Annotated in this window: 13 protein-coding genes; all 13 read left to right on the top strand. The window is 56.1% G+C overall.

The features are described 5' to 3' along the window. The first annotated feature begins 14 nt into the window (after positions 1 to 14). The 13 genes from HMPREF2682_RS02160 (at position 15) to HMPREF2682_RS02100 (ending at position 20,019) form a co-directional block, all read left to right on the top strand. Positions 15 to 773 carry a YebC/PmpR family DNA-binding transcriptional regulator gene (locus HMPREF2682_RS02160; protein WP_005505854.1) on the top strand — a complete coding sequence of 253 codons (759 nt, stop codon included), beginning with the start codon at positions 15 to 17 and terminating at the stop codon, positions 771 to 773. A 312-nt stretch (positions 774 to 1,085) separates the two neighbouring features. After that, positions 1,086 to 1,742 (top strand): crossover junction endodeoxyribonuclease RuvC, encoded by a 657-nt coding sequence (ruvC, locus tag HMPREF2682_RS02155; RefSeq protein WP_049362705.1) that lies wholly within the window; start codon positions 1,086 to 1,088, stop codon positions 1,740 to 1,742. 242 nt (positions 1,743 to 1,984) lie between these two features. After that, positions 1,985 to 2,605, top strand: coding sequence for a Holliday junction branch migration protein RuvA (ruvA, locus tag HMPREF2682_RS02150; protein WP_005505871.1), 621 nt, complete (start codon positions 1,985 to 1,987; stop codon positions 2,603 to 2,605). A gap of 171 nt (positions 2,606 to 2,776) precedes the next feature. After that, positions 2,777 to 3,763, top strand: a complete 987-nt coding sequence (gene ruvB / locus HMPREF2682_RS02145; protein ID WP_172855776.1) for a Holliday junction branch migration DNA helicase RuvB — start codon at positions 2,777 to 2,779, stop codon at positions 3,761 to 3,763. Positions 3,764 to 4,100: 337 nt separating this feature from the next. Further along, complete coding sequence (yajC, locus tag HMPREF2682_RS02140) at positions 4,101 to 4,472, top strand: preprotein translocase subunit YajC (protein WP_070830946.1); 372 nt, start codon at positions 4,101 to 4,103, stop codon at positions 4,470 to 4,472. A gap of 99 nt (positions 4,473 to 4,571) precedes the next feature. After that, complete coding sequence (secD, locus tag HMPREF2682_RS02135; protein WP_070830944.1) at positions 4,572 to 6,263, top strand: protein translocase subunit SecD; 1,692 nt, start codon at positions 4,572 to 4,574, stop codon at positions 6,261 to 6,263. A gap of 2 nt (positions 6,264 to 6,265) precedes the next feature. Then, on the top strand, positions 6,266 to 7,423 hold the full coding sequence (gene secF / locus HMPREF2682_RS02130; protein WP_070830941.1) for a protein translocase subunit SecF: 1,158 nt from the start codon (positions 6,266 to 6,268) through the stop codon (positions 7,421 to 7,423). Positions 7,424 to 7,717: 294 nt separating this feature from the next. Further along, positions 7,718 to 10,195 carry a RelA/SpoT family protein gene (locus tag HMPREF2682_RS02125; RefSeq protein WP_070830938.1) on the top strand — a complete coding sequence of 826 codons (2,478 nt, stop codon included), beginning with the start codon at positions 7,718 to 7,720 and terminating at the stop codon, positions 10,193 to 10,195. Positions 10,196 to 10,743: 548 nt separating this feature from the next. Then, the gene (locus tag HMPREF2682_RS02120) at positions 10,744 to 10,992 is read left to right on the top strand and encodes a hypothetical protein (RefSeq protein WP_049361959.1); all 249 of its coding nucleotides are present in this window, start codon (positions 10,744 to 10,746) and stop codon (positions 10,990 to 10,992) included. A 132-nt stretch (positions 10,993 to 11,124) separates the two neighbouring features. Beyond that, the gene (locus HMPREF2682_RS02115) at positions 11,125 to 14,160 is read left to right on the top strand and encodes an SNF2-related protein (protein ID WP_053091081.1); all 3,036 of its coding nucleotides are present in this window, start codon (positions 11,125 to 11,127) and stop codon (positions 14,158 to 14,160) included. Positions 14,161 to 14,470: 310 nt separating this feature from the next. After that, positions 14,471 to 14,656, top strand: a complete 186-nt coding sequence (locus HMPREF2682_RS02110) for a hypothetical protein (RefSeq protein WP_070830935.1) — start codon at positions 14,471 to 14,473, stop codon at positions 14,654 to 14,656. Beyond that, a complete protein-coding gene (locus HMPREF2682_RS02105; RefSeq protein ID WP_049361958.1) occupies positions 14,653 to 16,512 on the top strand; it encodes a site-specific DNA-methyltransferase in 1,860 nt (619 codons plus the stop codon). The genes HMPREF2682_RS02110 and HMPREF2682_RS02105 overlap by 4 nt, the downstream gene beginning before the upstream one ends. Before the next feature lie 186 nt (positions 16,513 to 16,698). After that, a complete protein-coding gene (locus HMPREF2682_RS02100) occupies positions 16,699 to 20,019 on the top strand; it encodes a restriction endonuclease (protein WP_049361957.1) in 3,321 nt (1,106 codons plus the stop codon). The last annotated feature ends 62 nt before the right edge of the window (positions 20,020 to 20,081 follow it).

Raw genomic sequence — 20,081 nt, 5'->3', positions numbered from 1 at the left:
TAAGGGAGATACGAATGTCCGGTCACTCTAAATGGGCGACTACTAAGCACAAGAAGGCTGCTATCGACGCTAAGCGCGCGAAGGCTTTCGCGAAGTTCATTAAGGCAATTGAAGTTGCAGCACGCATGGGCGGCGCTGATATTGCTGGTAACCCCGCTCTTGACCTGGCTGTGTCGAAGGCGAAGAAGAACTCCGTTCCTAACGACAACATTGACCGCGCAATCAAGCGTGGCGCTGGCCTAACCGGTGAGACCATTGACTACACCGAAATCATGTACGAAGCACGCGGCCCGCAGGGTACCGCTCTGTACATTGAGTGTCTGACCGATAACCGTAACCGTGCAGCGTCTGAGGTTCGCCTGGCTGTGACCCGTAACGGCGGCACCATGGCTGACCAGGGTTCGGTTGCGTTCCTGTTCGAGCGTAAGGGCGTTGCTGAGGTCACCAAGACTGACGGCCTGACCGAGGACGACGTTCTGATGGCTGTTCTGGATGCAGGTGCTGAAGAGGTTCTGGACGAGGGCGATATCTTCACCGTTGTTTCCGCAGCGACCGACCTGCCCGAGATCCGTAAGGCACTGGACGAGGCTGGCCTGGAGTACAACAACGACGACCCGGTCTTCCGCCCGACCATGCAGGTTGACCTGGACGCTGAGGGTGCTAAGAAGTTCATGAAGCTGGCAGACGCTATTGAAGAGCTCGACGACGTTCAGAACGTCTACTCGAACGCTAACGTTTCTGCTGAGGTCATGGCAGAGCTGGAAGCTGAGTAATCACAGCTGAGTAATCACTCAGGTTCTGATATCTGATGCTTGAAGAAGCCGCTCCTTTAACCGAGCCGCCGTAGGGTGGCTGGTTGGGGGAGTGGCTTCTTAGCGTCTGGGGCTTTTTTGGGGATGTGCTGGGTACTTTTCGCGGGGCGCACGGTGACTGTTCTCGTGGTGATTGTTTACGCGGTGACCGTGTTCGTGGCACGCCCCGGTACCGGGTGCTAGGATTCTGAAGGGCTAGAATCTAGAGATTCTATAGGGAGTTTGTCGAAAGGGGAGATGATGGCTGCCGCTCAACCTGCCGCACGCGATAGCATGCGTGAAAACCGTACTGCCGCTGCCGTGGAGCGTGTGCCGGGTGCAACCCGCATCATGGGTGTTGACCCCGGTCTGACCCGCTGCGGCTTCTCCATGCTCGATATGACCGCCGACCGTAAGGCGCACTTCGTGAACGTGGGTGTTGCCGGCACGATCCCGGCGGAGTCCCTAGACCAGCGTATTCTCTGGATTTTCAACGCCGCCTCCCACTGGCTCGACACCTATAAGCCGGATGCCCTGGCGATTGAGCGTATCTTCGCTCAGGAGCAGGTGAACACGGTGATTGGTACGGCGCATGCTTCGGGCGCGGTGATTTCTGCGGCGGCGATGCGCGGCGTGCCAGTGTTCTTCCATACCCCCTCGGAGGTGAAGGCGGCGGTGACCGGTAGCGGCCGCGCCGATAAGGCGTCCGTGGGTCGTATGGTGACCCGTATTTTGGGTCTGGATTCCATGCCGAAGCCCGCCGATGCTGCCGATGCCCTGGCGATTGCGATCTGTCACGGCTGGCGTGGCGGCGGTATCGGTTCGGGTATCAACATGGCGGCCCAGACGCAGACTCACCAGGGTTCACGCCCGGCGCAGGCGCGCCGTGGCGGGTCGTTGACTCCGGCGCAGCGTGCCTGGATGGAGGCGGAGGCGCGCGCCCGCCGCTAGAGGTGCCGCCGCTAGAGGGGGCCTTCGTGGGCTTGTGTGCCGTCTCCTGTTGGCTCGCATGTATTCGCTAAGAAGTTCGAATATATGCTTGATTTCAGAAGAAATATTCTAATATACTTGTAATGTCTCCCCGTTGAACTGGGGGAGTGCGTTCTGAGTGCGTTCTGTGGGTGTCGGAGTTCCCGGTGCCCTCACACTGCCGCGAGCCTGATTCGGGGCGCGGTGTTGAAAGGTGGAGAGAAATGATTGCATCCCTGACCGGTCGTGTGGCTCAGGTGGGCCTTGATCATGCGGTGATTAACGTGAACGGTTTCGGCATGCTCGTGTACGCTACCGCGCGTACTCTCTCCAAGCTGCGCACCGGTGAGGAAGCTACCGTGCTGACCACCATGATTGTGCGTGAAGAATCGATGACTCTGTACGGTTTTTCGGAGCCTGCCGAGCGTGAAGTGTTCGATATGATGCTTTCGGTTTCCGGTATTGGTCCGCGTATTGCTCTGGCGGTGTTGAGTGTTCACACTGCCGCTGAGGTGGAGCGCGCCGTGGCGACCGGTGACGATAAGGCGTTCACGAAGGTTCCCGGTATTGGCCCGAAGGGTGCCCGCCGTATTGTGCTGGAGCTTGCCGGCAAGCTGATTCTCAGCGATGGCCAGACCGATGAGCTGCCGCTGAGCCAGGGCATTGTCTGGAAGCCGCAGGTGCTTGACGCTCTCACCTCTTTGGGCTGGAGCGAGAAGGACGCTTCCGCCGCTATTGACGCTTACGTGCAGCACAACCCTGCCGCAGAGACTGAGCCGGTGGGTGTGGCTCTGCGCGGTGTGCTCGCATCCTTGGGTACTCAGAACACGGTGGGCCGCCACTAAGCGGCGCGCCCTGTTCGACGTATCCCACTCAAACTTTTGTGAAAGAAGAATTCTATGAGCCAGAATCCCTATGAGCCGCAGCCCGCGGCGTCCCTGGTTTCCGGCGGGTATTTTCCCGGTCAGGTGCCCGGCACTCAGGCGTCTTCAGCTCCCGCCCAGCGCCTGGTGGCGATGGAAGAAGAGCCTGAAGAGAAGATGATTGAGGCGGCACTGCGCCCTAAGTCCCTGGATGACTTTGTGGGTCAGCGCCGTGTGCGTCAGCAGCTGTCCCTGGTGCTGGAGGCTTCGAAGATGCGTGGCCGTAGCGCCGACCATGTGCTGCTGTCGGGCCCTCCCGGTCTGGGTAAGACCACTCTCGCGATGATTATTGCGGCGGAGATGGAGGCGCCGCTGCGCATCACCTCGGGCCCGGCGATTCAGCATTCGGGTGATTTGGCGGCGATTCTGTCCTCGCTGACTCCCGGTGAGGTGCTGTTCCTGGATGAGATTCACCGCATGAGCCGCCCGGCTGAGGAAATGCTCTACATGGCGATGGAAGATTTCCGTGTGGACATTGTGGTCGGTAAGGGTGCGGGTGCGACCTCCATTCCGCTGGAGCTGCCGCAGTTCACTCTGGTGGGCGCGACGACCCGTGCGGGTCTGTTGCCCGGTCCTCTGCGTGACCGTTTTGGTTTTACCGGTCACCTGGAGTTCTACTCGGTGGAGGAACTGGAGCTGGTGCTTCGCCGTAGTGCGGGCCTGATGGATATGCAGATTACCTCCGAGGGTTTCACCGAGATTGCCGGTCGTTCCCGCGGTACGCCGCGTATTGCGAACCGTCTGCTGCGTCGTGTGCGTGACTGGGCGCTGGTGAACGGCGTGGACCGCATTAACGCGACCGATGCCGCAACCGCGCTGGACATGTACGAGGTGGATTCGCGCGGCCTGGACCGTCTGGACCGCGCCGTGTTGGAGGCGCTGATTCACAAGTTCGGCGGCGGCCCTGTGGGTCTGTCCACCCTCGCCATTGCGGTGGGTGAGGAGACTGAGACCGTGGAGACGGTTGCCGAGCCGTATCTGGTGCGTGAGGGCCTGATCGGTCGTACCCCGCGCGGTCGTGTGGCTCTGCCCGCGGCGTGGGAACACCTCGGCTTGGAGGCCCCAGAGATTCAGCTCTAGATCCGCATCAGCTTTAGCCCCGCACCAGCTGATAACACTGTAGTAGCCCGTGGGAGGTAGTAACCTCCCGCGGGCTACTCTGTGCCCCCCGGTAACTCTTCTGCAGACGCTGTCGGGTTCCATTGGGCTCTGCCGGGCTCTGCTGGTCTTTACCAGTGACATAAAATTACGCCGAGAGAGTCCAAAACTCAGGTTAACCTCACAAAAACGCTGGTTCGGGGCGCTAAAGCTCATCCTCTCGCGTAGGATGGATACGTACTGTATCTACGATTCCACACCTTCTGGTACGCTCAACCCTCGCGGTGAGCGGCACGGGTGCGGATGTGAAAGTGAGACCATGGATCTTAACTTCCTCATCAACGTCGTCATGACGATTGTCTTCTTTGGCGCAATTTTTTGGATTTTTACTTCCGCTAAGAAGAACCAGCAGAAGCAGTTGGAGGCGCTGCAGGCAATGCGACGTGCGCTCGTCCCCGGTGATCAGGTGATGACTGCTTCCGGCGTCTACGGCACCGTTGTCAGCACTGACTTTGAGAACAACAAGCTGCAGCTTCAGATTGCTGAGGGCGTTGTGATTACTGCGTCCATGAACGCGATCCTGAACCTTGTTGAGGAGGAAGCCCCCGCAGCGCCCCTGACCGAGGACGCGTACGAGGCTACCGCATCCGAAGCTCCCGCTTCCGATACCTCTTCTGATACTGCTAAGTAATTCAGCGCGTATGAGCCCGGCGCCCAGTGAGCGGCGTCGGGTTTTCGCGTTACGGAATCTGTAGAACACTCAATACTATTCACACGAAGAAGGAACATTATGGCTAAGCGTTCACCGCTTGCAGCCGCGCGAGGGGCGCTCCTCTCGATGGTCCTGCTCATGGTTGTTATGGCTGCCGGTATTTTCGGCACCACCTACGCGGGAGGTTCTTGGGCACCGAAGCTCGCCCTGGACCTTTCGGGTGGTACTCAGATGATTCTTTCTCCGAAGGTCAATGGCTCTTCGGATGAGAACGTCTCCCAGGAGCAGTTGAACCAGGCGGTTGAGATTATTCGTCAGCGCGTTGATGGTGCCGGCGTTTCGGAGGCGGAGGTTACCACCTCCTTCGGCTCGGGTAATAACGTGGTTGTTTCGGTTCCCGGAACGATTAGCGCTGAGACTCGTCAGCTGATTCAGGCGTCTGCAAATATGACGTTCCGCCCGGTGCTGCTTTCTGGTGCCGGTACTGCGGTGGCTGAGGATGCCCGCACTGCGGACGATAAGCTGCCCAAGCCGTCTGCGGAGCCGACTAATGGTTCGGACCGTAACTGGATTACTGCGGATCTGTACAAGCAGTACGAGGCGAAGGACTGCACCGCGGCACGCAATGAGGACGCCGATAGTGCGGACCCGACTAAGCCGATGGTGGCGTGCTCCACTGACGGTCAGGAGAAGTACATTCTGGGTCCTGTGGAGCTGAGCGGTAGCGATATTTCTACCGCAAGCCACTCGCAGGAGACGACCGGTCAGGGCGTGACTACGGGCCGTTGGGCTGTGAACATTCAGTTCAACGATGCTGCTCGTGAGAAGTTCCAGAACATTACTTCTCGCCTGAACGCGATTCGTGCGCAGAACGCAAATGATCCGCGTGCCCGCTTCGCGATTCTGCTGGACGGCAAGGTGCTGTCCTCCCCGGTGTCGCAGGCAGTGATTTCTGACGGTAAGCCGCAGATTACCGGTAACTTCACTGAGCAGGAGGCGAAGGCTCTCGCCGATCAGCTCAAGTACGGTGCCCTGCCGATTAGCTTCACGATCCAGTCGGAGCAGCAGATTTCTGCGACCCTGGGTTCGGAGCAGCTGCGTGTGGGTCTGCTGACTGGCCTGATTGGTCTGCTGCTGGTGTTTGTCTACTCGCTGTTCCAGTACCGTCTGCTGGGCTTTGTCACGATGATGTCGCTGGTTGTGGCTGGCATCATTTCGTATGAGGCGATTGCGCTGCTGGGTTGGGCGTTGAACTACCGCCTGTCCCTGGCTGGTGTGGCGGGTCTGATTGTGGCGATTGGTGCTACGGCTGACTCGTTCATCGTCTACTTCGAGCGTATCCGTGATGAGATCCGTGCGGGCCGCACAATCCCGTCGGCGGTGAACCACGGTTGGCAGCGTGCATCCCGCACTATCCTGGCGTCGAAGGCTGTGAACCTGCTGGCTGCTGTGGTGCTGTACGTGGTGTCGGTTGGTTCGGTGAAGGGCTTCGCGTTCACCCTTGGTTTGACTGCGATTGCTGACCTTGTGGTCGTGTACCTGTTCACCCACCCGATGCTGACTCTGCTGGCGAATACTCGTTACTTCGGTGAGGGTCACCGCCACTCGGGCTTGTCGCCTGAGTCGCTGGGCGCTACGCCGCTGTACCGTGGTGCCGGTCGCCTCCGCAGCCCGGAGGAGAAGCAGCTGAGCATTGCTGAGCGTCGCCGTGCAGAGCGTGCTGCCGCTGAGGCTGACGAGTCTGCTTCTGATGAGAAGAAGGAGAGCTAAGCATGGCTACCGATGTGAAACCTAATGCTTTTGCCCGCTTCGGTAATGACCTGCATTCGGGCGCCCGCTCGTACCCCTTCGTAGGTAAGCGCCGCCTGTGGCTGCTGCTTGCGGCTGTGCTGATGGCGGTTTCGGTTCTGATTCCGGCTGTTGGTGGCGGCTTCAACCTGGGTATTGATTTCCGTGGCGGTTCGGAGTTCGTGGTCTCGAAGACCGCGCACGTTGATACTGCTACGGGTGAGCGCATTATTCACGAGAAGGCGAAGGACGCTTCGGATGTTCGCGTGACCAATATTGCGCCGGGTACGATTCGTGCCCAGATGAGCAAGCTCAGCGATGATGAAACTCTGCAGGTGAAGGCGGCTCTGCAGGAGGGTTACGGCGTCTCTGAGAATGACGTGACCTCTTCGTTTGTGGGCCCGACCTGGGGTGCGGATGTGACCCGTCAGGCGTTCTGGGGTCTGGTCGCGTTTGTGGTGCTTGCGCTGATTGGTATGGCGTTCTATTTCCGCACCTGGAAGATGTCGCTGGCGTCTATTGCGGGCCTGTTTTTCACCGTGGTGGTGACGGTTGGCCTGTACGCCGCGTTCGGCTTCGAGATCACTCCGAGTGCAATTATTGGTTTCTTGACGATTCTGAGCTACTCGCTGTACGACTCGGTGGTGGTGTTCGATAAGATCCGCGAGAACACCGAGGATGTGTTGGAACGCCGCGACACGACCTTTGCCGAGCAGATTAACCTGGCCGTGAACCAGACCCTGGTCCGTTCGATTAACACCGCTATTGTGGGTGTTCTGCCGGTGGGCGCGATCTTGTTCATTGGTGCGTTCATCCTGGGTGCGGGTACTCTGCAGGACCTGTCCCTGTCGCTGTTCGTGGGTATTCTGGTGGGCATGTTCGGTACGCTGTTCGTATCTGCGCCGCTGTATGCTTCGCTGCGTTTGGGTGAGGCTCAGATTCGTGAGCACACCGCGAAGGTGGAGAACGGCAGCTTCAAGGATGCTGACGAGGCTGAGGGTGACTCTTCGGAGGAGCCCGCCGAGGCTGCGAAGTCTGAGGAGTCCGAGGATTCCGCAGAGGACGAGAAGGCAACCGAGAAGCCCGCTAAGAAGCCGGCACGTGCAACCATTGAGATTCACCGCGTGAACCTGAACGGTTAGCCAACGTTCCGCCAGCGCTACTGGCGCTGCTAACGATAGGGGAGTCGATACCGAAAGGTGTCGGCTCCCCTTTAGCGTGCCCGTGCATCCACCCGGATATTCGCTCAGAAAACGCGCTCGGGCGTGTTAAAACGTCGCATAGTTTGGCGCGTTCCAGACCGCTGGGTAGGATAAGAAGTGAAGATACTGTGCGCTCGCGTTTGAGCCTGCTGATGGCTGGTTTGGCCGGTATAGCCCTCAACGATGAGGAACCTGAGTGTGCGGCTGATTATCTTGAGTCCGAAGGAGCCTGGAATGAGTGCAGAACCTGCCGTGAACACCAACGCTGAGAACCCTGCAGGGACCGCCGAGAAGCCCGCGGTTCGGCCCGCTGGCCCGATTCCTCTGCCTGAAACTGATTCGTCTGACGCAAAGAAGAAACGCGGCTCGCACCGCGTCATGGCTGCTGGCGGACGTGTGCCGAACCGCCTGGTCTTCGGTAGCCGCAGCAGCAAGATGGAAGCCTCCGATTCGCACGGCGGTACCATCCGTTTCTCCCCGATGATTGCGCCGGTCGTGCGTGCCGTGCGCCGCTACCACCCGGACGAAGACATCCAGGTGCTGCAGCGCGCCTACGAGGTGGCGAACCGCTGCCACGAGGGTCAGAAGCGTAAGAGCGGTGACCCGTACATCACGCACCCTGTCGCTGTGACCGCGATTCTTGCGGAGATGGGCGCGACCGGCCCCGTGCTCGCCGCAGGCCTGCTGCACGACACCGTGGAAGACACCGACTACACGATGGAGCAGCTCACCGAAGAGTTCGGTGAGGAGGTCGCCTACCTGGTCGACGGCGTGACCAAGCTGGACAAGATGACGTACGGCGAGAACGCCTCCATCGAGACGATTCGTAAGCTCGTGCTGTCCATGAGCAAGGACATCCGCGTGCTGCTCATCAAGCTTGCCGACCGCCTGCACAACGCCCGTACTTGGCGTTTTGTGCCGCAGGCTTCTGCCGCGAAGAAGGCAGAGGAGACCCTGAAAATTTACGCGCCGCTCGCGCACCGCCTGGGCCTGAACACGATCAAGTGGGAGCTGGAGGACCTGTCCTTCGCCGCCATGAGCCCGGAAATTTACGCCGAAATGGTGCGCATGGTCGGCGAACGCACCCCCGCCCTCGAAAAGTTCCTGAACGAGGCGCGCACCAAGATTACGGACCGCCTGAAAGAGGTGGGCATCGACGCGACCGTGACGGGCCGCCCGAAGCACTACTATTCGATTCATCAGAAGATGAAGACGAAGGGCCGCAGCTTCGACGAGATTAACGACATCCTTGCCGTGCGCATCATGGTCGAGGAAGAGGCGGAATGCTACACCGTCCTCGGCCACGTGCTGTCTCTGTGGCCGTCGATGACTGGCCGTTTCAAGGACTACATTAAGAACCCGAAGAACAACAACTACCAGTCGTTGCACCTGACCGTGTACGGTCCGGGCAACCTGCCGCTTGAGATTCAGATCCGCACCTACAAGATGCACGAAGAAGCTGAATACGGTGTGGCGGCGCACTGGCGCTACAAGGCAGCATCGCGCGGCGAGAAGGTCGCGGCTCGTGGCGGCGCGCCCGCGAAGGACCCGAAGGAGCCGGGCACCCAGACCTCGGCGATGATGAACGTCGGCATCCTGCAGTCTATTGCCGAGATTTCGAACTCCAACCCGGAGTCGGAGAAGTTCTACGAGTCGCTCGCTGACACCCTCGACACCGACGAAATCGTCGTACTCACCCCCAACGGTGAGGCAATCGCCCTGCCCAACGGCTCCACCCCCGTGGACTTCGCCTACGCCATCCACAGTGAGGTCGGCGACCGTACCGTCGGCGCGAAGGTCAACGGCCGCCTCGTGCCGCTGCACACGGTCCTGCCCACCGGCGCGACCGTGGAGATTATGACCACGAAGAACGAAGACGCCGGACCCAGCGAGGACTGGCTGAAGTTCGTTCGCTCCTCACGCGCTCGCACGAAGATCCGCCAGTACTTCGCGAAGGAACGCCGCCTGGAGGCGCTACTCGCAGGCCGCGAAATGCTCACCAAGAGCATGCGTAATAGTGAGCTGCCGCTGCAGAAGATGATGAGCCCGGAGATTATGACTCAGGTGGCTCAGCTGCTGCACAAGAACGATGTGGCGTCGCTGTACCGCGCGATTGGTGAGCACGAGATCTCGCCGAAGCTGGTTATTGACACCCTGGTTGAGGTGCACCGCGGTGACGAGCCGGCACCCGAGGTTGAGGTCAGCGACTTTGACGAGACGCTGCTGAAGTCGACCCGCAAGGCGATTGGCGATAACGGCGTGGTCGTGCCGGGTGCTGAGGGTGTGCTGACGAAGATTGCGCGCTGCTGCACCCCGGTCCCGCCGGATGACATTATCGGCATTGTGACCCGTTACAACGGCATTTCGGTGCACCGCCGCGACTGCCCGAACATGCGTAATGCTGACGAGGAGCCGCGCGTGACCACGGTTGAGTGGGCGTCTTCGCCGTCCGCTACGTACCGTGTGCAGATTCAGGTGGAGGCGCTGGACCGTAAGGGTCTGCTGAGCGACCTGATTCGTGCGATTTCTGAGTCGGGCGTGAACATCCTGGATGCGCGCGTGCATACCTCGGAGGATTGTACCGTGGTGGACCGCTTCGCCCTGGAGCTGGGTGACCGCTTCATGCTGGAGCACGTGCTGAACGTGGTTCGTAACGTGACGGGCGTGTACAAGGCGTACCGCCTGACGGGTGCGAAGCCCTCGGAGGCGTAAATACTTTTCTACGCTGACTTACGTTGAGAAGCCACATGTGTTTCGAAAAGCCACTTCTTTGGTGGCTTCTCGAAACACATGTGGCTTTTCGCGGTTTATAGGGGAGGGCGGGGGAACTTTCGATAGGTTAGTGTCTTCAACTACGGGTTAAAGACCCACGGCGAAGACACTAACCTATCGAAACAGCCAGTGGCTCGGCGATGACGAACGGGCACGTGCGTCTTTCTCCTCTTAGGCATAATGGGTGTAGCGGCAAGGGCTGCCGCCACATACACGAAAAGGTTTATGTATGGTCAATTCTTATACTTCCGGTTTCCTGAATTTCTTGAGTTACAGAAGTAGCTATTCAGGGAATTAGTCAGCCTGGTAAGTAACTAGCGTGCAGGGGGTATAGACAGTAACAGGTGTTCCCGTAATAGCTGCAAATTTATCGCAATAGCGGTGTTCTCACGCTTATCTTGTCAGGGGTTCCATATATTTTGAGTGTATGGAGCAAGGGCATAGCTCCATGGGGTCTGTTATCTGAGTGAACCGAAGGAGAGATACTCATGGACCTGAGCGGTTACTACACCGGTGATGATTTTCGCGAGTTCTACGCAGGGCAGGACGCCTCAAATATTGATGATTTCTTCACTGAGAACGGTGAGTTTCTGATGGACCGACTTCCTGAGCTGACGGAGCGTGAGGCTTTGGCTCAGATTCGTTTTTGTGATTCATGTGCGGCGTTGTGCCAGAGTGGCTACGCTTTAGACGAGGCTGAGGATGCCCTCCGAGATATCTACACTCTGGCCGTTTGAACCTGCCTGTTTGAACCTGTTCCTTCTAGATTCAGAGCTGAGTCTAGCGTTTATTTTTCTTTCTTTATGGGGCTGTAGGCTTCGTATATTTTCTGTTTTCTATCCGCTTCTGGCGACCCGAAAGGTACTATTGTGACGACTATTAACGATTATCAGGCTAAGTTTTATGCGCATGAGTTGCGCCGTAGCTATGCCGATAATGAGCTGGGTAAGCTGACGAGCCTGCTGTTTGATGCGCAGGTTGAGCCTAAGCCGCATCAGATTGATGCTGCTCTTTTTGCTTTGCAGTCTCCCCATATGAAGGGCGCTATCCTCGCTGATGAGGTGGGTCTGGGTAAGACCATTGAGGCTGGCATTGTGATTACTCAGTTCTGGTCTGAGCGTCGCCGCAATATTTTGATTGTGGCGCCGGCGTCGTTGCGTCAGCAGTGGAAGCAGGAGTTGTGGGATAAGTTCATGATTCCTGCGACTCTGGTGGATTCTAAGAATGCGAAGACTGTGATTGATGAGGCTCGTCAGGGTGAGCCGTCTGTCTTGGTCTGCTCGTACCAGTTCATGAAGAGTTTTGAGAATCGTCTGGCTTCGTTGCCGTGGAATCTGATGGTGCTGGATGAAGCTCACTACCTGAGGAATTTCTATTTGCCGGGTAAGAAGCAGCCGAAGACTGCTTTGGCGGCTTCGAAGGTTGCTAAGTCAGCGCAGAAGGTTCTTCTGCTGACGGCTACTCCTTTGCACAATAAGCTGGAGGAGCTGTATGGCTTGGTGTCTGTGATTGACCCTGAGTTTTTCGATAGTTTGAAGGCGTTCCGTGCTCGCTACGCTAACGTATCTGATGAGTTGTCTTATGAAGAGGCGATGGAAGATCTGCGTGAGCGTTTGAACATGCTGTTGAAGCGTCATCTGCGTAAGGACGTGAACCTGTATGTTCGCTATACGAACCGTGGTACTGAGACGTTTAAGTTTGAGCCTACGGAGCAGGAGAAGCAGCTGTACGAGATGGTGCAGTCGTTTATTCATAACTCTACGTTTATGCGTATGTCGCCGGCGCGTAGTCTGATGACTATCCAGCTGTTTAAGCGCTTGGGTTCTTCTACGTTTGCGGCAGCGACGACTCTTGATTCTATGGCTAAGCGTTTGCAGAGTATTGCTTCGGCTGATGTTTTGACGGAGAAGGAGATTGCGGCGGCTTCTCGTTCGTTTGCGGCTGTTGGGGCTGATGCTGATGGTGCAGAGGTTCTTGGTACCGACTCTGCTGGCGCCGATTCCACTGCTACCGGTCCTACTAGCACCAGTTTTGTGTGTACTACGCCTGATGTGGATAGGGGCCCTTCGGATGACGAATGGCTGTTGAAGCTGTCGGATGATTCGGATAGCTTCTCGGACCGCGTTCTGACGGAGCATGAGATGGAGGAGCTTCGTAAGGAGTCCGCAGAATTGTCGCGTGTGGCGAAGTTTGCGGCGTCTATTCGGGAGAATGCGAAGGCCTACAAGTTGCTGGAGGCCTTGGAGCGCGGCTTCGAGAGTATGCGTGCTATTGGTGCTCCGGAGAAGGCCATTATTTTTACGGAGTCGACCCGCACTCAGGATTACTTGAAGCAGGTTCTGACTACGGCTGGTTATGGTGATGAGCTGGTGCTGTTCAACGGTTCGAATGCCTCGAAGGAGCAGCGCAAGATTTACCGTGAGTGGCTGAAGGAGCATGAGGGTAGTGACCTTGTCACCGGTGTTCAGGCTGCTGATATGCGTAAGGCTCTGGTTGATAAGTTCCGTAATTCGGCTCGCATTATGATTGCGACGGAGGCTGCGGGCGAGGGTATTAACCTGCAGTTCTGTTCCCTGTTGGTGAATTATGATTTGCCGTGGAACCCGCAGCGTGTGGAGCAGCGTATTGGTCGTGTTCACCGTTATGGTCAGAAGCATGATGTTTTGGTGATTAACTTCTTGAACACTAAGAATGTGGCGGAATCGCGCGTGCTGTCTCTGTTGACTGATAAGTTCCAGATTTTCACGGGTGTCTTTGGCGCAAGTAATGAGATTCTTGGTGCTATCGCTTATGGTGCTGATTTTGATAGGAAGATTGGTGCTATTTTTGCGAACGCTAAGACTGCTGAGGAGATTGAGGAGGCGTTCCGTGAGCTTGAGGAAGAGAATGCCGATCTGATCGCTGAGGGTATGCGTGAGACGAGCTCTAAGGTGTTTGAGAACCTGGACGCGAATGTTCAGGATAAGCTCAAGCATTACGATGAGGGTTCGCGTGAGCTGTTGGGTGTTTTTGAGCGTCTGCTGATGGAGTTGACGAAGCACGAGCTGGCTGACTTGGCTGATTTTGCGGATGATTTACGTCGTTTTGTTTTGCGTGAAGTGCCTGCTCATGATGATGCTGAGAACGGCGATATTGTCCCTGGCACGTATGCGCTCAAGGAAGATTCGGATAATCACACTCGTCAGTACCGTTTTGATTCGCCGCTGGGTCGTTTTGTGGTGGATTCGGCGTTAAACCGTGAGACTCCGCAGCGTGAGCTGGTGTTCTCGGTGTCGGCTTCGGAACGTCCCTCGAAGTACGCGCAGTCGTTGGTGGGTACTTCGGGTGAGTTGAGCCTGCGTGAGGCGACCTATACGGCATCGGTTGAGGGTCAGTTGGTGCAGGAGTCGTATCTGGTTGCTGGTGGTTTCACTGATTCGGGTGAGCCGCTGTCTGCTGATGATGTGAATGACCTGATGTCTTTGCGTTGCGTGAGTGAGAGCCCTGTTGCTGGCATGATGTTTGCGGATCGTATGGAGTCTCAGATTCAGGAGCAGATGGAACGCCTGGCTGCTGAGGTGAATGAGCGTAATGGCCGTTTCTTGGAGGATTTGTGGCAGATTCAGGATGCTCGTGCGCAGGATATTCGTGCGGAGGCTGAAGCGGAGAAGCTGGAGCTGCTGAGGAAGGAACGTCAGCTGGCTGTTGCATCTAGGCGTGAGGCTGACCTGTCGAAGCGTATGCAGATGCGTGTGGAGGCTCGAAAGCTGAATAAGCAGGTGAGTGAGGTGGAGCGTAGGATGCAGCAGAGGCTTGCTGACTTTGATGTGTACATGGAGGACACCCTGGATCGCATGAAGAAGTCTAAGGATGCGACGAGCTCGGTTCAGGACTTGTTCACGATTCGTTGGCGTGTTGAGCAGTAAGTAGGCTCTTTACGGGCTGGAAGGCGGCTCGGTGTGGGTGACCATGCCGGGCCGCTTTTTGACGGTTTCGTTGGACAGCGTGGCGGTTATGTCGGAAACTAGAAGGGTACATTTTAGACGGTATGTCCCAAACCTAAATCTTTGTGTTGGCCTATCTTTGTAGTGTGCTGAATCGAGGAGTTTTAGGGCTCTGGCATGGGGATAGAGTTGTTCCTGTGGTAGTCGGCTAGTCAATGTTGAGACTGGACGGCAGCGAGTAGGTGCCGTGTTTTTATGGTTTGAGGCATATGTGATGGAAGGTTTATCGACGATGAGCGAAGTATCTGAATTCGGCAGTGTGCCGTTGTCTTCTCCGGATATGAGGGCGAATCTGTGGGAGCAGTTGCAGGTTTCGGCTCCGGAAGTTTTTGCCGATGGCAAGCTGAATGTGGAGGCTCTGCAGAACCTTCTGGGTGATGAGAATCTGGCGGGGGGGGTGCTGAGAAGTTTGGTTTGACTTGGCCGGGTAAGCGTGAGGCTCAGCGTGTGGCGCAGTTGCCGACGTCTGCTGCTATTCACCCGCAGATTTCGGATTCTGTGGATTGGGAATCGACCCGCAATGTGTTTATTGAGGGTGAGAACCTGGAGACTCTGAAGGCTTTGCGCACGGCGTACCGTGGCAAGGTGAAGATGGTGTACATTGATCCGCCGTATAACACGGGTAAGGATTTTGTGTATTCTGATCGTTTTGCGCAGACTGTGCGTGAGCACGAGTTTGAAACTGGCGCTCGTGATGCTGAGGGTGCGCTGAAGGCGGGTACGGCTTTTGAAATGAATACCTCAAACTCGGGCGCGTATCACTCGAATTGGTTGAGCATGATGTACCCGCGCCTGGTGTTGGCACGCGAGTTGCTAACTGAAGACGGACTGATTTTCATCTCTATTGATGATTACGAAGTCGATAATCTTCGGGCTATTTGTAATGAGATTTTTGGGCAGCATAATTCTCTGAATGAAAACCCGGTTTCATTTATTTGGCCTCGTTCAGGTGCGACTGCTGGAATGGTACGTACTGGGCATGAATATATTCTTGTTTACGCGAAGAACCGTAGTTCTTTGAACGGATTCAAGCTCTTTGATTACGGCGAAGACGCCTATATCAATCATAGTGCGCTTAAGAAAATCTCAAGGAGCAATCCGGAATCTTCGCTCACGCTAAAAGCGGGCATGAGGTTTGAAGGGGATGACGCGGAGTTCACCGGAACTATTGGCACGAGTGAAACTATGACAATTGATGGTGTCATGCGTTTTGAAAATGGTCGGCTTGTCGAAGACGTAACCGTCTCTGCGGGTTGGGCTATGAAGAGCCAGATTCAACAGTGGATGCGTGGAGATGAAACTTTTGATTCCAAAGGACAGAGAGTAATTGAATTCTATTTCAATAAAAAGGGTCTTCTGCGATATTGTAAGGAACGGTCTGCATTTTCTCCCTCCACTATTCTTGAATCAAAGGTAGTGGGTACGACTAAGAGCGCTTCTAGTGAGATTACTGAAATTCTTGGATACAAGAATCCTTTCAGCTACCCTAAGCCGACTGCTCTTATCCAGTATTTGATGTCTTTCTGCACCTCTGGTGAAGATATTATTCTGGATTTCTTCGCTGGTTCTGGAACTATTGCTCAGGCTGTCGTACAACAGAATATTGTTGATCAGCAGAATCGCCGCTATATCGCGGTGCAGCTCCGAGAAGACCTGGATCAGGCAAGCGAAGCGTTCTCTCAGGGAGACCGAACTATTCCTGATGTCGTACGTCATCGTCTCAGGAATCTTCCTAGCTATGTCCATGAAAAGTACGCCGAACAGATTGCCCAGCGCTCCGCAGACAACCCCCTCGATACCGGTTTCCGTGCCTTCACCCTGGGGGAGAGCTGCTTCAAGAGCTGGAAGATTGACAGTAGCATCGGCGCCGACGACCTGGACAAGCTCTTCGACGAGCTGGGGGAGAGCATCAAACCCGGCACCGACCCCTACGATATTCTCTTTGAGCTCCTGCTCAAGAGCGGCTGCCCCCTGAACGTGGAACTGACCCCCTTCTCCTTCGGCTATACGAAATTCTTTGCCGTTGAATCTGGTGCGCTAGCCTTCACGCACCTGCCCACCGAAGACCCTGCAACCATCCCGAGCCTTGAAGACTGGGAAAAGGCCATCAGCAAGTTCCGTGAAATCTACGGCTACGAACCCGTCCAGTTGCTCATGATTGAAGACGCACTCTCCAACGAGAACAACTACGTCAACGTAGACAGCCTCAAGCTGAACCTGGTGCAGCTCGCCAAGCAGCACGGCATCAACCGCGAAGACGTACTCTTCGCCTAGAAGCACCAGCACACAGCTGAATAGGTTCCTCACGCGGACCCTGCAGAACAACCCGGCGGCGGTGAAAACACACCGCAATTCACCGCCGCCGTGGTTCTTCTAAGAACCCGTAACCCCTGAACCACTTCAGCGACCACACTCATAGCAAACAAACTCCGAAAGACCCCCGTCCGAAAGACCACTGCCATGCCTCACCCCGACCCTCAGGTCCCCACACCTAACCCCTTATACCGCGGCGCAGCAAGCCCTTCCAACCCCAGCCCCGCACCCCAGCGTAAAGGCTTCGTCTTCGACCCCTCACAGAAGCACCAGGTGCGTGCCATTGAATCGACCGTAGCGCTCTTCGAAGGCCAGATGAAGCACACCGGAGCTACCCGTAACATCATCCCCACAGGTGCTGCTACTGAAGAAGATGCCCTCTTCGCAGCACGTGCCGCCGGCGTCGTCTACAACCAGCTCGACCTTGACCGTGAAGCCCTTTTCAACAACCTCATTAAGGTGCAGGAGAGCAACTACCTCGAGCATAGTGTGGAGCTCATAGTAGAAGATGGTGTACCCCACTACGACATCGAAATGGAAACCGGCACCGGTAAAACCTACGTCTACCTGCGCAGCATCCTCGAACTTGCCAAGAACTACGGGTTCACCAAGTTCGTTATTGTCGTACCCTCCGTAGCGATTCGTGAAGGCGTCAAGACCAGCATCAACTCCATGCGCTCGCACTTTGAGAACCTGTACCTGCAGCACGGTGTGTCCCTCCGCGAAACCTTCTACAGGGGCGACACTCCTGAAGAGGTCTACTCCTTCGCAACCGGTATCGGTGTCGAGGTTCTCATCACCACTATCAGCGCACTCAACACCACCAAAAAAGATGACCGTATCATCTATCGGGAACGCGATAGCCTCAACGGTCTGGCGCCCATCGACTACATTCGTGCTACCCGCCCCGTCGTCATCCTCGACGAACCGCAGCGCATGAAAAGCGACAATAGTACCATCGCAATTTCAGAGCTTAACCCCCTTGCTGTCCTGCGCTACAGCGCTACCCACGATAAGGTCCGCAACCTCGTCTACCGCCTCGATCCGGTAGACGCCATGCAACAGAACCTTGTGAAGAAGATTTCCGTCGCTGAGGTCCTCATCGATGGCATGACTACTACCCCTTACATTCGTTTTATTACTGTTGACCCGACAAAGAGGCCCCTCAAAGCCATCCTAGAATTGGCCACAATAACTAAGCAGGGTGGCATCAAACGCGAAAAAAAGACCTTCAAACAGGGTGAATCTTTGAAGAGCAAGACCAACAACGACGCCTACGGCGATATCGCAGTCAACCACATCAGTGTGGAGTACGGGGAAGAAAATGCCTTCGTTGAACTGAGCGCCATCGAAGGTAAAAACCTGCTCCGTCCTTACGAATCCCTCGGCGATGAAAACATGGACCAGGTGCACCGTGCCATGATTCGTGAAACCATTCGTCAGCATCTCAAGAAGGAATACATACTGCAGAAGGAAGGCGTTAAGGTTCTTTCGCTCTTCTTCATCTATAGCGTGCGCAGCTACCTGGGCGACGGAACCAATAACCTTGACGCCAACGGCGACTTCGCCCGCTGGTTCGATGAAATCTACGTTGAAGAAGTCGAACGCCTCGAGCAGATGACCGGAACCAGTAACTTCTGCTCGCACGACCCTCTGAGCGCCCGTAGTGCTTACTTCGCACAGCTCAAAGCCAAGCGCGGCCAGACCCAGGGCGAATACGTGGACTCCACCGACAAGCAGGAAAGGAAGGAAGACGACGACGCCTACGAGCTCATCATGCAGGACAAAGAACGCCTGCTTAGCCATGAAGAACCCGTACGCTTCATCTTCAGTCACTCGGCACTCCGCGAAGGGTGGGACAACCCCAATATTTTCCAGATTTGCGTGCTCCGCACCATGAACACCGCGATGGAACGTCGCCAGACCATCGGCCGCGGCCTGCGCCTGCCCGTCAGCGTCAACAATGGAACCCTCACGCGAATTTCCGACCCGAATCTCGCACGCCTGACCGTCATCGCCAACGAGTCGTACCGTGACTTTGCCGAAAACCTGCAGAAGGAATACCGCGAAGCCGGCGTAAGCATCGGACGTGTGCGCCGCACCGACTTTGCGGGTATTGCCGCGCGTCAGAACGGCGAAGTCTCTCCGACTGACACCCTCGGCGTTGCCCAGTCTGGTGAAATTTTTGATGTCCTCGTTAAGAACGGAATGCTCACGCAGGACGGTGAACCGACCCGCTCGTTCACCCCGAACCAGGTCGACTTCAGCCTCAGATTGCCCGAAGAGTACGCACCTTACGAAGACAAAATCATCCAGATTCTCGTTGACAACCAGAACACCACCAAATTTGTCGAAAATGAGAAGAACAGGAACGGGGAGCCTCGCAAGTTCAACCCGGACTTCCCTCGTCAGCTCTTTAGTGAGCTCTGGGAACGCATCGCCGTGGACACCGGCTACCGCGTCCTGCTTGACTCAAACACTTTATCTAATAAAGCAGTAGAGCTGATTTGTGAGGCAACTGAGCATATTCGACCTGTCCAGATTCGTATTGAAGAGTCTGCTCTTGATGTACATCGTTCCGGTATCAAGACTGGAACGAACCTTGGAGATGCTTCGGCTCGATTGGAAAAGATTGATTATTCATATCCCCTGCCCGATATTGTGGCAGAGCTACAGAAAGCGACCGATCTCTCTCGCAAGACCATCGTTGATATCCTCAAGAACTCCGAAACCCTGGATAAGTTCATTGCGAACCCCGGTGAATACATGGTGACCGTGCGTAGGATCCTGCAGAGCGTTGTCGAAGATGTTGCTGTCTCGAACGCTGTCTTCCGCCCGCGCATCGTTGACGACGAAACCTACATGGAGAAAACCGGGACCGCCCCCCGGTACCGCGCAGAGCTTGAACCGGACGAGGAGCAAGATAATCTCTGGCATGACGTTACCGGTGGTGGCGATTACCTTACTGAGGGTGCCGCTATGCCTCTGATGCTCGCTTCAGAGGCCCTCGCCCAGCTGCAGAATGACCGCAACGACTACCCGCTGGACAAACTCTACAAGGTAGCACAGCCCGAAAAGACGGACTACGACTACCTGGTGCTGGATTCAGACGTGGAACGCCAGTTCGCACAGAAGCTTGAATCAAACTCCGCCGTCAAGTTCTTTATGAAGCTCCCCCCGGACTTCAAGATTGATACGCCCCGCGGCAAGTACAACCCCGACTGGGCGTACGTTTTTGAAGGCGAAGACGGAAAGAAGACCTTCTACGTTGTGGAAACAAAGAGCACCCACAACGAGGCAGAACGTCGTGTCAGTGAGAACCAGAAGATTAAGGCAGGTAAGAAGCACTACGAAGCAGTCAACCGACTGATTCTTAGCGCGAAGTACTCTGACAGTTCTAGCCTGGAAGTCTTGCCGAAGGTTTTCTACGATGTGAAGACTCACGAGGATTCGCCTATTCCCTGGTAGCCGCTGGTAATCCACCCAGAGGTAATCCGCCCAGAAGCCACATGTGTTTCGAAAAGCCACTT

The organism is Rothia sp. HMSC061D12, from assembly GCF_001836735.1.
Classification (GTDB): Bacteria; Actinomycetota; Actinomycetes; order Actinomycetales; family Micrococcaceae; genus Rothia.
The sequence above is the reverse complement of the archived record's forward strand: the minus strand, read 5'-3'. Positions and strand labels throughout refer to the sequence as shown.

What these genes read in the sequence shown, in the direction of transcription:
- HMPREF2682_RS02160 (WP_005505854.1), top strand. Translation starts at nt 15, where the DNA reads ATGTCCGGTCACTCTAAATGGGCGACTACTAAGCACAAGAAGGCTGCT.
- ruvC (WP_049362705.1), top strand. Translation starts at nt 1,086, where the DNA reads ATGCGTGAAAACCGTACTGCCGCTGCCGTGGAGCGTGTGCCGGGTGCA.
- ruvA (WP_005505871.1), top strand. Translation starts at nt 1,985, where the DNA reads ATGATTGCATCCCTGACCGGTCGTGTGGCTCAGGTGGGCCTTGATCAT.
- ruvB (WP_172855776.1), top strand. Translation starts at nt 2,777, where the DNA reads ATGGAAGAAGAGCCTGAAGAGAAGATGATTGAGGCGGCACTGCGCCCT.
- yajC (WP_070830946.1), top strand. Translation starts at nt 4,101, where the DNA reads ATGGATCTTAACTTCCTCATCAACGTCGTCATGACGATTGTCTTCTTT.
- secD (WP_070830944.1), top strand. Translation starts at nt 4,572, where the DNA reads ATGGCTAAGCGTTCACCGCTTGCAGCCGCGCGAGGGGCGCTCCTCTCG.
- secF (WP_070830941.1), top strand. Translation starts at nt 6,266, where the DNA reads ATGGCTACCGATGTGAAACCTAATGCTTTTGCCCGCTTCGGTAATGAC.
- HMPREF2682_RS02125 (WP_070830938.1), top strand. Translation starts at nt 7,718, where the DNA reads ATGAGTGCAGAACCTGCCGTGAACACCAACGCTGAGAACCCTGCAGGG.
- HMPREF2682_RS02120 (WP_049361959.1), top strand. Translation starts at nt 10,744, where the DNA reads ATGGACCTGAGCGGTTACTACACCGGTGATGATTTTCGCGAGTTCTAC.
- HMPREF2682_RS02110 (WP_070830935.1), top strand. Translation starts at nt 14,471, where the DNA reads ATGAGCGAAGTATCTGAATTCGGCAGTGTGCCGTTGTCTTCTCCGGAT.
- HMPREF2682_RS02100 (WP_049361957.1), top strand. Translation starts at nt 16,699, where the DNA reads ATGCCTCACCCCGACCCTCAGGTCCCCACACCTAACCCCTTATACCGC.